Annotated in this window: 13 protein-coding genes; 9 read left to right on the forward strand and 4 right to left on the reverse strand. The window is 56.0% G+C overall.

From position 1 onward, the window contains the following. Nucleotides 1–13: 13 nt before the first annotated feature. From PYR65_RS11055 to PYR65_RS11065, 3 genes are read left to right on the forward strand one after another with little or no spacing between them, the layout of a single operon-like run. Nucleotides 14–700 (forward strand): hypothetical protein, encoded by a 687-nt coding sequence (locus PYR65_RS11055; RefSeq protein WP_276118014.1) that lies wholly within the window; start codon nucleotides 14–16, stop codon nucleotides 698–700. After that, complete coding sequence (locus tag PYR65_RS11060) at nucleotides 697–1695, forward strand: hypothetical protein (protein ID WP_276118015.1); 999 nt, start codon at nucleotides 697–699, stop codon at nucleotides 1693–1695. Before PYR65_RS11055 ends, PYR65_RS11060 begins: the two co-directional genes overlap by 4 nt. Beyond that, a complete protein-coding gene (locus tag PYR65_RS11065) occupies nucleotides 1692–2111 on the forward strand; it encodes a hypothetical protein (protein ID WP_276118016.1) in 420 nt (139 codons plus the stop codon). Before PYR65_RS11060 ends, PYR65_RS11065 begins: the two co-directional genes overlap by 4 nt. Nucleotides 2112–2130: 19 nt before the next feature. Here the strand turns inward: PYR65_RS11065 and PYR65_RS11070 are convergent, their stop codons facing one another. From PYR65_RS11070 to PYR65_RS11085, 4 genes are all read right to left on the reverse strand, one after another. Beyond that, nucleotides 2131–2460 (reverse strand): hypothetical protein, encoded by a 330-nt coding sequence (locus PYR65_RS11070; RefSeq protein WP_276118017.1) that lies wholly within the window; start codon nucleotides 2458–2460, stop codon nucleotides 2131–2133. A 420-nt stretch (nucleotides 2461–2880) separates the two neighbouring features. Beyond that, the gene (locus tag PYR65_RS11075; RefSeq protein WP_276118018.1) at nucleotides 2881–4293 is read right to left on the reverse strand and encodes a site-specific integrase; all 1413 of its coding nucleotides are present in this window, start codon (nucleotides 4291–4293) and stop codon (nucleotides 2881–2883) included. 467 nt (nucleotides 4294–4760) lie between these two features. Then, on the reverse strand, nucleotides 4761–5567 hold the full coding sequence (locus PYR65_RS11080) for a glycosyltransferase family 29 protein (protein ID WP_276118019.1): 807 nt from the start codon (nucleotides 5565–5567) through the stop codon (nucleotides 4761–4763). A 31-nt stretch (nucleotides 5568–5598) separates the two neighbouring features. Further along, the gene (locus tag PYR65_RS11085; RefSeq protein WP_276118020.1) at nucleotides 5599–7995 is read right to left on the reverse strand and encodes a WcbI family polysaccharide biosynthesis putative acetyltransferase; all 2397 of its coding nucleotides are present in this window, start codon (nucleotides 7993–7995) and stop codon (nucleotides 5599–5601) included. Between the two features lie 192 nt (nucleotides 7996–8187). Here PYR65_RS11085 and PYR65_RS11090 point away from each other — a divergent pair, with 192 nt between their 5' ends. The 6 genes from PYR65_RS11090 (at nucleotide 8188) to PYR65_RS11115 (ending at nucleotide 15422) form a co-directional block, all read left to right on the forward strand. Further along, nucleotides 8188–8943, forward strand: coding sequence for a class I SAM-dependent methyltransferase (locus PYR65_RS11090; protein ID WP_276118021.1), 756 nt, complete (start codon nucleotides 8188–8190; stop codon nucleotides 8941–8943). Nucleotides 8944–9416: 473 nt separating this feature from the next. Then, nucleotides 9417–10409, forward strand: coding sequence for an MsnO8 family LLM class oxidoreductase (locus PYR65_RS11095; RefSeq protein ID WP_276118022.1), 993 nt, complete (start codon nucleotides 9417–9419; stop codon nucleotides 10407–10409). 23 nt (nucleotides 10410–10432) lie between these two features. Further along, complete coding sequence (locus PYR65_RS11100) at nucleotides 10433–11782, forward strand: LLM class flavin-dependent oxidoreductase (RefSeq protein WP_276118023.1); 1350 nt, start codon at nucleotides 10433–10435, stop codon at nucleotides 11780–11782. 16 nt (nucleotides 11783–11798) lie between these two features. Beyond that, nucleotides 11799–13001, forward strand: coding sequence for a M20 aminoacylase family protein (locus PYR65_RS11105; protein ID WP_276118024.1), 1203 nt, complete (start codon nucleotides 11799–11801; stop codon nucleotides 12999–13001). Nucleotides 13002–13049: 48 nt separating this feature from the next. Beyond that, complete coding sequence (locus PYR65_RS11110) at nucleotides 13050–13604, forward strand: GNAT family N-acetyltransferase (RefSeq protein WP_276118025.1); 555 nt, start codon at nucleotides 13050–13052, stop codon at nucleotides 13602–13604. A 36-nt stretch (nucleotides 13605–13640) separates the two neighbouring features. Further along, a complete protein-coding gene (locus PYR65_RS11115) occupies nucleotides 13641–15422 on the forward strand; it encodes an amino acid ABC transporter permease/ATP-binding protein (RefSeq protein WP_276118026.1) in 1782 nt (593 codons plus the stop codon). The last annotated feature ends 50 nt before the right edge of the window (nucleotides 15423–15472 follow it).

Here is a 15472-nt window from a genome sequence, read left to right on the forward strand (position 1 = left end):
CAGGATCGAAGCCATGACCGATGAAAAAGATAAGATAAGGCGGATATCGAAAATGGCCCGCGAGCAGCGTGATCGCCACCAGGATTACAGGCTTGTCGATGATCTGAGTAAACCCGGAATATTCGATGTGACGAACGCCCGCCTGGACGAGACCATGGACCAGCTCAAAGCTGAGAGTCACCGCTATCTCGAAGCTTGGTCCAAAGCGTTTCTCGATTTTCATACACCCGAAGCGATAGGAGCCTGGGCGAAAATGGGTAAAGTGGACCAGAAAGCAATGTCAGCAATCGTCCAGAGGATGATCGATAGCTGCCCAGCCGATCAGGCAAAAAGCGATCAAATGCAGGCAGCTCACGACCGGGTGACCGATGCTCGCCGCCGTGCAGCTGTATATGATGGCGATTTGGATCGGGCTCGACCGGCTTACTACGTCGGTGCTGGCTGGCACGCTATACTCGACGATCTCGTCACCGAATTCGCCCAGATCGCCGGACGCGGATTTTTGGCAGCGCATGAAAAGTGGGGTGAGCTGAAAGTTGCGTATCTCTACGACGGCGACCGCCAAGCGGATGTCGACGCCATTGTCAAACGAGCGTCTGATCGGGCTCTGGTGGCATGCTGGTATTGCGGCCAAGCTGGGTGGATGCGGCAAGAGCGATGGTGGCGGGTGCGTTGCGACGAGCATTGGAACGCAGAATGACCGAGAAGTTTTACACATTCCTAGAATTCGCGAAGTTGCTCAACGTTCGCGAGAATGCGATCTGGCACATCATCGATGTCGGTGACATCCGCCCCCATTCGATTATCGACGACTATCAAAATCGCAGGCTGCCTGACGTGATCGGCAGCTTGCGGTTTTCGGATGCCGACGCCGAAAATTTCAAACAGGAATTCCGCCGTCGTCGGCACGAGGATTTTAAAGTCGAGTATGCCGATGTCTATGTACCTGAGGAGGGACCGGGCGCTCGTGGTCTGGAATTTGGCCCTGGATGGATCGAAATCGTACGGGAATACTGTGATCAGCTCCGGGGATTCGAGCGCGATCATTTTGTCGAAGCGCTCCGGTGGGGCAAGGAAAAGTTCGGATCGTTGCGACTTTATACCCGCAGCAGCCGTTACACCCTGACAACATTACAATCGTATTGGCTGTCGAGGCTGGACGAATTCGCACGCCGCAAAAGCCTAAGGACCTGCCAGGAATGTGGGCAGCCTGGTCGGCTGCGTTGGGGGTCTCATGCAGCAACCCTGTGCGACCGTCACGTCCATCTTGTTGGGGGACTGAGAGCCGAGGACGGCGTTATCCTCGATCCTGATCGCCAAAAAATGAAAGCAGACGGCAGTGTCGCCAATTGGCCTGAAAATTACTTGGGCCGATACACGTGGACTGATCAGGAACTTGGACTCAATGAAGGCCACTCGATGGACCTAGCAAAGCAGATGGAAATTGAATTCAAGCCTTTTCTGTCTCCAGACCTCAAGCTTGATGGCACCGATCAGGAACTGGCTGGTCTCCGCAAAAAGCTTCTGGCTGTCGACGCCACTATCGGCAGGCACCACGAAGTGAAATTCCAGCTGCGCCGTCGCGGTTACGAGATCGCGATTGATAATTCGCATCAGACGGCGACGATTGACGAGATCAGGCGCGGCGCGATTATAGCGGAGATCGAGATGATAATGGCAGGAGAGCAACGATGATCGCGAACGACAACAACCCGCGCGGTCGGACCAGAGACTACACCTGGAGCCTCGAATTTGTTGCTCACCACCTTATGGCATCAGGCTGCAGGGTCCTGCTCGATGGGCCGCAGTTCGAAATCTTGAAGGCCTACCTCGCTCACGTCGACGCCGTTGGCGAGGACACAAATTTCCAGCTGGAAATGTGCGTCGACTATCGAGATCACTCATCGTCTGACGGCTATTCGGTCGCTTGGGACAATGATGGCACGCCCGAGCAGGACGACCTGATCGATGCGATCATGGGCGATATGGTCCAAAATCTGGGCTTTGTAGCGGGCTCGGTCATCCGCGAGGGCTACATCACTCCACTTGAAGATATCGACGGACGGATCGCCGCAATCCGTGAGCGGGTAGCCGCGAAACGCAATATCTGACTTCTGAACCAAAGCCGTTTCAGTTCACTTGGCGTCGCCAGGATGCCGGTTTTCTTAAGTTTTCCGGCACCTCTCTCCCATCCAGCAGCAGCCGCATCATTTCCAACTGACGAGCTTCCTCGACCTTATCGGGCTCCGGCTTGGCGACGTCGTATGCGCGCAGCAGCTCATAAAATGTGCCTACATAGTCAATCTGCAATGCGGTCATCACGTCATCTCTGTCGACGTCAGGGCTGGCGTAATAGCGCTCGATCCAGTCCTCGACGGTCTCGTCGCCGTGCCGCTCGCGGACCGCCTGGATGTCCGCCGCGTAGTCGTCTCGGACCCGCTCGGGAATGAACTTCGACATAGGACAAAATTCCTTTTGCGCCGACAGGGATGGGCTGCGCACTGATGAAAACGACTAGTTGGCAGGCTATCATGAGAGCGAGAGGAAATGGACACACGAGGATGCAGCAAACGAGATCGGTGAGCAGTTGGACCTTACATCTGGGGCAATCCGGGTAAAAAAGAAATCGGCTCGGTGACGACTTTAACTTCCGCGATATTCGTAAGTTCGTGAAACACCGCCGCCACAACAACTTCCGTCCGGAAACCGCGAGCAGCCTATTGTTTCAACCTGGCCCGGGGATCGCATGTGCGACGACTGCAAAATGGTGAGCGGTACAGGCGAGCCTGAGCTATACGAGTTCCGTAATCTTCGTATAGCTCAGGCGATTTGAACGGTTTCGGCAGTCCCGTTTGTATTTGACCGGAACTGCTGAACGGATCAGGCGGCTTGCCGCGATGACTCCGCCTCAAGCCGCGACATGTACATGTGATATCCATCCATGCAATAGCGCTCCCAAGCGCGAAGGATGCTTAGCTTTGCGTCGAGATAGGGGGTCTTGTCGTACCTCATAGACGAACACCGATCTCGACCTTCATTTTTGTGGGTGATGATTTCAATATCATCCTCTTCCATTTGCCTGTTCCCAATTAGGAACTCACCCATCCGTCCACGCATCTGAGAGATAAACGCCCGCCGGATTTCATGCGTTGCAACGGCGAACTCTACGCCGTAAAAAACCCCGTCTTCAGCATTCATCGCCTCGACCGCTTTTGAAACTGTGCGCTCGTTGATGTGGCCTTCCATACTATCGCCGGTTTTTTTCACGCGCTGCTTCGGAAAGAGGTAGTCCGATCCCTTTGCCTTCGCAATTTTTATGGCCTCGCGTACCAGCGGTTCCGTTATTCCGGTGAGGGGGAGGACGCGCCAAGCGTGTTTTTTGTCTTCGAAAGTCCAGGTTAAACCGTAGCCGTCGTTTTCAGCGAACGCCTCCACTGTCGCTGTCGTGGGATCGTACCGCCGTTGCCCGGTGAAAAGCTGCAGCTTGAGTGCTGACCTCACATCGGAATTCGACAATCCATCCAAGGCATGGATGTAGGCACCAATCTCAATTTGTCTCAGCGGCCGATTGCCTTTCAGTTTGAAGCCGTATGGGTCTCGCGCGTCCGTATCCGCCAGGTCACTGGCCGGGTTGACCGTCAGCCTGAATACTTTTGGGTGATTCAAAAAGTATTTGAACGCCGACTTCATGGCCGCGACGCTGGCATTTGCCTGCGCGATGCACGCACCTTTGCCACCACCCGACAACCCTCTCTCAACGATTGTGTCTCGGACCTCGATTAAATCGGCCGAGGTGATTGTCGCCAGCGGTTCGCCTAAGATCGCGCTATAATCATCGGCCAGTCCACACACGCCGAGCGACGATTTATACGAGCGATGCGTGTTCCTGTTTCTGTTGTTCAGCACATAGTCGAGATACATATCACGCGCTGTTTCCCAGATGAGCCCGCCGTGATGAGCAACCTTGTGGAGACTGTCAGCATCCGCCAGAGTTTTGCCTGCGCTGAAGGCCTTAATCAAAACGGATGGATCGTGCCCTTTTTTTATCTCCTCGCGGACGTGTTCGATGAACTTTCTTAAAGAGGGCAAATCCTCGTAAGTAAAAGTTTCAAATGGTGCGATCTTAAGATTTTGGTCTCGGGTTGCGAGATACCAGGATGCGCCTGCCGGACCTGAAAAAATGGCCAGTCCTGGGCAGTCGCTATCGCGAAGGCGGAGCGTGTTTGCTACTTTTCCTTTGCAGCGGCTGAGGACCTTATTGAAGGTGAGTTTAGAAAAGACTTCGTTCGGCATGTAGAATTTCCCTGAGGAAGACGTCGTTTTGGCCTCGACGGTAATTGGACATGCGTAAGGTTGATTCGCTTTGAATGGATGTGCAAGAGGCTAGAACGAGAAAAATCCGTCGGGTTAGCAGTTTTATCACGCGTGATATGAATTTTGGCGGGTATATCACATCCAAAAAAATTGACGCGGCTAGGTTTAATTTGACGTCGTCAACAAATTTTGCGGATACTGTAAGCCTTTGATTTGCCAAATATGTTGACAAGACCTGATATTGCTTGAAAAGCCTAAGTATAAGTGCCTCTAACTCTTAATCAGCGGGTCGTAGGTTCGAACCCTACATCACCCACCATTCTCTTTATCCTGCGGCGGCATAAAATTTGTTTTCATCATTGATGGATGTGTCGGTATAGCTCACGCAAGAGGCGGCTGTGTTTATGCAGCGTCTGTCTTCGAGCAGGATAAGAGCAATGTTTTTCTTACTGGTTATCGATAATTTCAGTCGGAATACCGATTTCTCGTGCAACGTGAATAATCTTTCGAAACACCTCTAAATTGAGGCTGAGCTGGTGCATGTCCCAAGGTTCCCGATAGCCGTCATTATAAAAGTTCATACCGAAAACATTGATAGACGCTGGCTTGGACATACCTACCATAAGCAGAACTTTGACCCCTGTCAGAAGTACGTCCCATCCGTACCAGCCTCCGTAACCGTTCTCAAGGTAACAGCGGTTCGTGAGCCATGAGAGCAGGAACCTATCTGCTCCATACGGGGTCGGTTCGATAGCGTCAAAAACCACCGGAGAAGACCAATGAACTTGGAATTTTGAGGTCAGGCCGAGGGCCAGTATCATGTCCCAAAAGCCCGATTGCACGTGCCTATGCGAAATGCAGTGCAAGCTTTCGGCAGCGGCTATCGCATCTTTGAAATCGACAAGGTTGAAATTGTCGGGAGGATTTTGGAAGACACTAGGGTTGAAAACCTCGAGTTTCCCAAGTCCAGCCCATATTGTCAGCTTCTCACCATCATCCCGTGCGTGACGTTTCCACTGGTAGGGATAATTAATCCTAATAACGACATCATGCTCATCAATCATGCGACCGCGGCCGGTGACATGGCCGTTGCCTACAATAGCAACTGATCTCCCTGCTATCGGCATTTCAAAAGGCGTGTAGAAATCGTCTGGAAAGATGATCCACTCATCAGGCAGCCGGCAGGGGTCCGCAGAGTGGGTGATCACATGGCCAAAGTGGGCACGATAGAAATGAGAACCATGTTCTGCCATGCTTTTAGGCCTGTTCACCGCTGAGGCCATCTCACACCTCGCTCTTTGCCAAGTCCTGTGCACCCGGCATCTCGGTTATTTTTGACTGTCCAAAACTGTCGTAACGCTCGTAGGTTGTCGCAATAAAATCTCTTAGTTCCATCGGATGCCGCTCTTCATAAAAGCTCGGATAGAAAATGGTATCACCCTCGTAATCGAGACCGAGGTGAGACGCTACCTCTGGATAGACAGGCCAAATTGAGCCATCGACTAGTGGATTCTTGACAGTATCAATATTGATAGATGGCCGCTTTTGTCCACACGCTTCGATGATCATTTCAGCTAAAGGCGCTAGGACGTGAGCCGTTGGATGGTTGACCGTATATAGTGGCAGGTGGGCCTTGGCGACCTCGAAGAACTCCTCGGCAAACCGCACGTCGTTATCTTGATCTCGGCGGATGAGTTCCAATTTGGAGCTTTCAAACTGGTTAAAGTATCCTAAGTGCTCGTACGTCGTATTGTTGAAGAGCGCGAGGGTATCGTCAACCGATAAGCCACGGACGTATCCGATCAAAGCGATCCGGCTATTGTAGTCACCCATGGCAGACTGTAGCCGAACGCCACGATCACCGAAATAGGTCAAGTCTGGATGGTACCCGGTAAAATAGAGGTTCGTATACTGCTTGAAGCGGCTACCATATTTTTCTCTAAGTCGTTCTGACCTGATATCGCCAAAGGTTTCGCTGAGTGGCTGACTGAAACAAAAATCGACACGGTCGGTATGCGCGGCAGCCCAGTGGGCATCCTCATAAGGCTTGCTGCCTTGGGCATTTATGTCAACAAGGATATCAACCTTCACGCCTTTTACGCGATAGATGATAGAAGCAAGCGCCGAGGACTGGCAATTTCCCAGCAATGCTATTCTTGCTGTGGAGTAAGGAGTGTAGGCGGAGATATAAACCGGGGTCGCCACTGTTTCCTTGGTTAGCCAAATTGTACTGCCGTTGACGTTAACGGTGAAGAAGGGTTTGAGCCGCTCCCCGACGCGCCCAGCGACGTCTGGACTGATATTTGTGATCAGATACACCCCGTCGGGGGACAACGACGCCTTGGCAGCAATCGCGTTGTGTATTCTAGTGGGTGGCGAAACGGAATTGTCGATATCTATGATTAGGTCTTGATCGGGCTCAATTGCTCCTTCCATGTTGCCGTCTATCGCGTACTCCCGGTAGATGGTCTTGCAGGCTTTGCCTTTGAAACCAAGAAATGTCGAGCGTGAAAGACCGGTTACCTGAGCGACGAAAATATCCGCCAAATATTCGAGATCGTTCCCAACGGCAAAACTAGAGTTTCTGTTCCGGAGAGGGAGAGACGGCAAGTGTGTCATCAAGCCAATCTGAGTGATACGCGCGCCCGTCTTGATTCGACCATTTTCCTTAAGCGCGTGTAAAGCGGGGATCAGGTTAAATCCCGTGTCGTCCGGTGTCATGGAAAACAAAACGGCCTTGTCTTCGGCTTCCGACTTTCCAGCCTTTCGAAGCTCGTACGAGGTGAATTGCCGCATCGAGACGTTCCGATTGCCTGCTATCGTAGCAAAACGCTTCTTAGTCTCTGTAGGCCAACCGGAAGTGAAGCTGTTAATGTATCGGCCGTTGTCGGTTTCGGAGTCTTCGATGATAGATTTCCAATCTAAAGCACCGCTTAAGAGCCGTGAGGCAATCATATCCGTCATGAAGGTGTGAACGATACGTACGTCTTCCCACTGGCCAGCGTCCCATAATTCGCGCCAATATCGACAGAAGGCGTTATATTCACGGGTCTTCAATGCCGAGGAGCTGAATCGGATGTCACGCATGTATTCGATTGGTGAACCGATCATATGGTTCAAGGCGTCCTGGTCACTGCGTTGAAGCACTTCATCGCCGTTCATCATCAGGCCTCGCCAAGCAGCCATAAAGTGTGTCAATGCAGGGTTATATGAGTTGAAAAAAATCATCCCGGCGTTTTGGTAGCCTTGGATGCGGTTATCCTTCAGCCCGGACGCTTTCCAACCGCTTGACGTGTCTATGTGATGTTCGACCTCATTGCAGACCAGGAGGTCGAAATCCGTCAGAAGGTCAAATGCGGGTGAGATATCTTTTATGACGACGGTGTCACTGTCTATCATCAAGGTTTGATCGAATGGTGATCTATCCGCAATTGCAACTTTTAAGGAAGCCAAGCGTTTGTGTTTTTTGAGGTATTCAATCAGCTCCGAAGTCTCGTCTGTTTCTGACAGCGGGATTATAAAGTCGAAAATCGCGGCGTAGTTCAATTTTGCGTACGCGGGGTCGTCCGTAAAAAGTGCTGTCGATATCCATGGGTTGGTCACTTTCAGCGCTCTCGCAGATAGCGCTGATTGGTCCGCATAGCGCCGTCCCAATGCGTGATACACTGCACCTTTTTTCATGGAATCCTCCTGTTTTGATGAATCACCTAGATCGTTAAGGCGAAAGCGTCAACTTTTAAGCTGTGCTCTCAAAAATTGCGTCGATTTCAGTTTGCCGCCCCACTTTTTGTTGACGTCAAAAAGCTTGCTTGCTGTTTTGACGGGTAAACCGTAGACCTTCCGGTGTCTTATAGATTTTCCACGAGGTGATTTATGGCAGTGCATTCCAATGATTACTGGTCGCCTAATCTTTCTCCGAACTTTAAAGACGACGCATTTCCCAATTTGGCGCATGGGACAGCGGATACTGCCCCGTGGGGACGAATAGAACTGGGCGTTTCAGAAGGCTATTCACACCCATGGTACTGCCACTCAAATCTCGTTCCTTGTGGGTACGCAAACCGCGATGAGATCGCTTACATGCAGGCGGTTGCAAAAGAATTCTCGCATGGAGTGGGCTTGGAAGTCGGCTGCTACTACGCATGGACGACGGCACATTTCGCCGGCTTTTTTGAACGATACGACGTGGTAGACCCGATTTTGGCCACCGAAAGCAAAGCAGAAATTAGGCGATGCTTGAAAGACGCAGGCGTGTTGGAGCTGTGCAAACTACATGGAGGGCAAAGCCCACAAGTCCCGGTGCATCTTTATCGAGAGGGTGGATGGAAGCCTCTGTGGTCGTTTGCTCTATTGGACGGAGATCATGGCTGGCCCTATCCAGAAGTCGATGTCGTCGCTGTAGAGCGGGCAATGTTGCCAACATCTTGTATAGTGCTCCACGACGCTTATTTCCCCCCTGTAAGCGCAGCTCTCGAACGACTAAAACATTCGGGGTGGAAGACACGCGTCGTGCAAACGAGCGCTGGGGTCGGAATCGCCTGGCGCGGAGACAAGGTTCCCCCTGCACATATCCCTGATGCAAAAGTGAATTGGAAAATGCCAGACGCGCTTTCAATTCACACAGATTAGATCCTAGATCGTATTGACGATTTGAGGGTTTTGTATTCCCATTTGTACGCTATTGCCGACCAGATTCTATAGGTTCTGGCCGGTGAAGCGAGCCTCGAATTGCCGAAGATTAATAGCGTTATCGTGCGCGCGCACTAACATTCCGTCGATTGGCATCGCTCAAAAAAAACGGGGCGGCTGCCCCGGGCCTGATTCGGTCACACGGCGGATTATTCACCAAAATTCATGCTGAACGCAGGTGCTCGGCCTGCTGATCCGGACGGCGCAACGACATTGTCTTTGCCCCCGACCTCGTCGATGACTTCGATGTCCTGGCAGCTATTAGTGAAAAGACATGACGCCGTTTTACACCTCGCCAGCCAGGTGAGTTTTTCTCCCAACGTCCCGCCAAAGAGAATGCCGTTCCTTATGAATCGGTTTGTCTACTGGTTTTATGGACTAAGTTTTGCAACTTAGCGAAGGGATCATTGGCTATGTCCTACCTCCTCAGTCTCCTGGACAAGAGCCCTATCGACGAGGGTGGCACTGCGGTGGAGGCGCTGCGGGCGACGGTGAGGTTGGCGCAAAGGGCGGAGGAGCTTGGGTATCACCGGTTCTGGGTCGCCGAGCATCATAGCATGCTCAATCTGGCAAGTTCAGCTCCGGAAACGCTGATTGCCTATCTTCTGGCCAGGACTGCGCGGATAAGGGTCGGTTCGGGCGGCGTCATGCTGCAGCATTATAGTGCCTACAAGGTTGCGGAAAATTTCAATCTTTTGGCGTCGCTGGCGCCGGGCCGGGTCGATCTCGGCGTCGGCAAGGCTCCGGGCGGCTTTCCGCTCTCGACCCGCGCCCTGCAGGTGGGGATCGATCCTGCGGCGAAACCGGACTTTGCGCAGCAACTCTCCGAGATCAATCGCTATCTGGCGGCCGATCCCGCGCAGGACGGTCCGCATGCGACGCCGTTTCCGCCGTCTGCACCGGAGCGATTTCTGCTGGGCGCCAGCGTTGAGAGTGCGCAGCTTGCCGCAGCCAAGGGCTGGCGGCTGGTGTTTGCGGGGCAGTTGAACGGCGATCCGGAAAACCTGCGTCTGACGTTCGAGGCTTATGAGCGGTTGAGCGGCGGCAAGACGCCGATCCTGGCGCTTGCGGCCTATGCCGCCGAGGATGCGGCCCTTGCCCGCCGGGCCGTCGGCGATCTGCGCATCGTCAAGGTTTTCCTCACGGACGGCAGAAGCGTCAATGTCGGTACCGAGGAGCAGGCCGCCGAATATGCGCGCCAGGCTGGCGTCGCCATCGATCGTCTCGAATCAAAGGTGCCGAGCGTGCTGCATGGCACGGCCGCGGATGTTCGCAGCCAGCTCGATGACCTCTCCAGCCGCTACGGCATCGGCGAATTCATCATCGAAACGCCGGCGCTTGCCAGCGCCGAGCGCTTCGCCTCCATCGAACGGCTCGCCAAGGAGCGGCTCGCGCTCGCCGCCTGATACCGACAACAAGGATCTATCCGATGGTTCACACACATATTCCGTTCGGCATCATGCTGCAGGGCCCCGGTGGTCACATGAACGCCTGGAAACATCCAAGCGGTCCCGCTGACGCCAGCGTCAATTTCGAGTTCTTCGTCACCACCGCCCGCAAGGCAGAAGCCGCAGGCATTGCCTTCGCCTTCGTGGCCGATGGACTTTATATCAACGCCCAGTCGATCCCGCATTTCCTCAACCGGTTCGAGCCGATCTCGATCCTGTCTGCTTTGGCGGCATCGACTGCAAAGATCGGCCTGGTGGGCACGGTCTCCACCTCCTATAGCGACCCGTTCACCGTCGCCCGTCAGTTTGCCACGATCGACCAGATCAGCGGCGGCAGGGCCGGCTGGAATGCGGTGACGACGCCGCTCGAAGGGTCGGGGCGCAATTACAGCCGCGAGCATCCGGAACACGAGCTGCGCTATGAGATCGCCGACGAATATCTCGATGTGATCAAGGGCCTGTGGGATTCCTGGGATGACGATGCCTTCGTCCGCAACCGGGAAACGGGCGTTTATGCCGACAAGTCGAAGCTGCACACGCTCGGGCACAAAGGCCGCTTCTTCCGCGTCGAAGGCCCGTTGAATATCGGCCGCTCGAAACAGGGGCAGCCGGTCGTCTTCCAGGCGGGCGCGTCCGATTCCGGTATCCGGCTTGCCGGCAAACATGCCGATGCCGTCTTTACCAATGGCGGGCCGATCGAGGATGCGAAGGTCTTTTACAAGCAGGTCAAGCGGAGCGCGATTGCGCAAGGGCGCCGAGCCGCAGAGATCGGCATCTATCCCGGCATCGGGCCTGTGGTCGGGGCAACGGCTGAAGAGGCCGAGCAGAAGTATCAGGCGATCCGCAATCTCGTCACCATCGAGGAAGCGCTTCTCTATCTCGGCCGCTTCTTCGACCATCATGATTTCAGCGTCTATCCGCTCGACGAAGCCTTTCCGGATATTGGCGATATCGGCAAGAACAGTTTTCGCGCGACGACGGACCGGATCAAGAAGACGGCGCGCGAGAAGAACCTGACGCTGCGCGAAGTCGCGCTCGATTCGGCCACGCCGCGCACGGCCTTTATCGGCACGGCCGATCATATCGCAGGCGAGATCATCCGCTGGGTGGCAGAGGGCGCGGCCGATGGGTTCATTCTCGGATTTCCGGTGATTGCCGAGGGGCTCGACGATTTCGCCACCCATGTCCTGCCGATCCTTGAGCGGCGCGGCTATTTCAATCCTGTGCTCGAAGGTGAGACGCTGCGCGATCATCTGGGGCTGGATTACCGGGAAAGCCGTTACGCGGCGCCCGCTGAAGACGTCGAACGCGGAAAGGCGGTCGGCGCCTGAGGCGCCGGATAAAGCCATGAACATCATCGCACGGACAGAGCAGACCAATGGCCCTTCAGGGGATGATCCCGTGGAGCGCGGCATTGCCGCCTCTCTCGACGAGATCATCGCGTTTCGCCACGACCTGCATCAATATCCCGAGCTTGCCTTTCAGGAGCGGCGCACCAGCAAGCTGATCGCTGCGCAACTGTCCTCCTGGGGATATGCCGTTACCACCGGCATCGCCGGGACCGGTGTTGTCGCCACGTTGAAGCGCGGCGATGGCGAGCGGCGGATCGGCATCCGGGCGGATATCGATGCCTTGCCGATCGAGGAGGCGACCGGCCTTTCCTATGCCAGCAACAATCCCGATGTCATGCATGCCTGCGGCCATGATGGCCATACCTCCATCCTCCTGGCCGCCGCCCGCTATCTCGCGCAGAGTTCCAGCTTCAACGGGACGCTGCATCTGATCTTCCAGCCGGCGGAGGAAATCGGCGCCGGTGCGAAAAAAATGATCTCGGAGGGCCTGTTCGAGCGCTTTCCGGTCGATGCGATCTTCGGGCTGCACAATTGGCCGGGCGTGCCGCTCGGCCAATTCGGCTTCGTTTCGGGGCCTGCCATGGCCTCGGTCGATCAGGCAAAGATCCGCATCGTCGGCAAGGGCGGCCACGGAGCAGAGCCGCACCGCGCCGTCGATCCGGTGCTGGCGTCGGCGTCCTTCATCACCGCGCTGCAAAGCGTTGTCTCGCGCAATGTCGATCCGCAGGACATGGCGGTGGCGACGGTCGGATCGATCCATGCGGGGTCCGCCTCCAACGTCATCCCCGAAAGCGTCGAGCTGAAGATGACCATGCGCGCCTTCACCGAAACCGTCCGCCAGCAGCTGCAGGAGCGCATTCCGGCCCTGGCGCGGGCGCAGGCGGAAAGTTTTGGTGCGGTGGCCGAAGTCGATTACCGGCTCGGCTTTCCGGCGTTGATCAACCACCGCGCAGAGACCGAGTTCGCGCGCAGCGTCGCACTCGACACGTTTGGTCCGGCACGGGTCGAGGAGGGGTTCAAGCCGCGTACGGCGAGCGAGGATTTCGCCTTCATGCTGCAGGCGAAGCCCGGCAGCTATCTGTTTGTCGGCAATGGCGAAACAGCGCCGCTGCACAGCGCCCATTACGATTTCAACGACGCGATCATCGCGCCCGCCGCCCGCTACTGGGTGCGGCTGGCGGAAACTTTTCTCATCTGACGGCATCACCACATTTCCACAGGCCAACTTCTCACAGGAATGGCGACCATGAGCGACACGTTTGTCTACACCACGCCCCTCGATCCCCGCGCCAAGCCGCTGATCGACGAACTCACTTATGAATATGACAGCCGCTACGGCTCGTATTTCAACGCAGCGGGTGCAGTCGAGGAGATGAACCGCTATCCGGCCGAAGCCTTTGCGCCGCCGCATGGAAATTTTGTGCTGTTGCAGCGTGGTGGTGAGACGATCGGCGGCGGCGCGTTCAAGCTTTATGACGAGCGCACGGCCGAATTCAAGCGCATCTGGACCCGCTCGGACCTGCGCCGCCAGGGGCTGGCGGTCAAGGTTCTGCTCGAGCTGGAAGTGCAGGCGGCGCGTCAGGGCTATTCGCGCATCTACCTGACTACCGGCTTTCGCCAACCGGAGGCCGTCGGGCTCTATCTCAAATATGGCTACACCGCGCTGTTCGACGTTAAAGCCGATCCGGAAATCTACAAAACGCTGCCGTTTGAAAAAGAGATCGGCCATCTCGCCACTGTCGGCCTGCCGGCCGGCGTGGCTGGCGAACAGCCGTTCCAGCGCGCCGCCGCGCAGCGCTGAGCGGGTAGAAACTTCATTATTGACCGGGGATCACACATGGCGCTCACCACAGATTTTGCAGGCATAGAGCCCAGCCGTAAAGCGGCCGAGCACGGCCAGGATTATTCGCGCTACCGCATCGTCCCCGCGCGCCATCCCGGCCGCCTGGCCGGCACGATATTTGCGGGCCTGGTCATTGCAGTGGTCCTTTATTCGACCTTCACCAACCCGCGCTGGGGCTGGAATGTCTTTGCCGAATGGTTTTTTGCAGAGCCGGTTCTGGCCGGTCTTGGCCGGACATTGCTGCTCACGGTTCTCGCGACCATATCCGGTTCGGTGCTCGGCACGGCGCTCGCCTTGGCGCGGGTGTCGAAATCGCCGCTTCTGTCGGGTGTCTCCTGGGGATATGTCTGGCTGCTGCGCTCCATTCCGCTGATCGTGCTGCTGCTCATTCTCAACAATCTCGGCTATCTCTACGAGACGATCCGCATCGCCGAACCGTTCACCGGCACGGTTCTCCTCGATTATCCGACGATGCAGCTGCTGACCCCGTTTGCCGCCGCTTTCCTCGGGCTGACGCTCAATCAATCCGCGTTCTTTTCCGAAATCGTCCGTGGGGGTATCCTGTCGGTGGATCAGGGGCAGCTCGAGGCGGCCGCCGCCCTTGGCCTGCCGCGCCGCCGCCAGGTGTTCCGCATCGTCCTGCCGCAGGCCATGCGCTCGATCCTGCCAACCGGCTTCAACGAGATCATCGGCCTGGCAAAAAGCACCTCCATGGTCTACGTGCTGGCGCTGCCTGAGCTTTTCTACACGGTCCAGGTCATCTACCGCCGCAATCTGGAGGTCGTGCCGCTGCTGATGGTGGCGACGGCCTGGTATCTGGTGATCATGACCGTGCTGTCGATCGCCCAATATTATATCGAGCGCTATTATTCCAAGGGTGCGGTACGCAATCCCGTGCCGTTGCCCTTCGCGGGTTTGCTCGCTAGGTTCCGCCAGCCGGCACAGCGGCAGACGGCGGCTCACGGGACACAGGCTGCGCGCAAAACCGGGTTTCGCGATGCGCCGCTGCTGCGGGCCGGCGCCACGGTGCGAATTCACGGCATTTCCAAGAGTTTTGGCGCGCTGAAAGTTCTGGATGGGGTCGATCTGACCCTTCCGGCAGGCAGTGTCACGGCCATTCTCGGGCCCTCCGGTTCCGGCAAATCGACCTTGCTGCGGGCGATCAATCATCTTGAGCGCGTCGATAGCGGCTTCATCTCGGTTGACGGCGAACTCGTCGGTTACCGCCAGAAGGACGAGACGCTCTATGAACTGAAGGAAAAGGACATCCTGAAACGCCGCGCCGATATCGGCATGGTGTTCCAGAACTTCAATCTCTTTCCGCATCTGACCGTTTTGGAAAACCTGATCGAGGCGCCGATGCAGGTCCGGGGGACGGACCGCGCCGAGGCCGTCGAGCTGGCGCGGGAACTTCTCGCCCGCGTCGGCTTGACGGACAAGATCGATGCCTATCCCCGCCAGCTCTCGGGCGGCCAGCAGCAGCGTGTTGCCATCGCAAGGGCGTTGGCGCTGAAGCCGAAGGTGCTGCTGTTCGATGAGCCGACCTCGGCGCTGGATCCGGAACTGGTGGGCGAGGTGCTGGATGTGATCAAGGAGCTGGCACGCACCGGCACGACGCTGGTGATCGTCACCCATGAAACCGGGTTCGCCCGTGAAGTCGCCGATACGGTTGTGTTCATGGAGGAGGGGCAGATCCTGGAAGTGGGACCGCCCGCCCGCATCTTCAGCCAGGCGACCCATCCGCGCACCCGCGAGTTCCTCGCAAAAGTTCTCTAGAAATTTCCGGCCACTCTGAGCGGACGGGATGGGACTGACAGTCAATACAG

Origin of the sequence: Pararhizobium qamdonense (assembly GCF_029277445.1) — a bacterium.
Taxonomy (GTDB): Bacteria; Pseudomonadota; Alphaproteobacteria; order Rhizobiales; family Rhizobiaceae; genus Pararhizobium; species Pararhizobium qamdonense.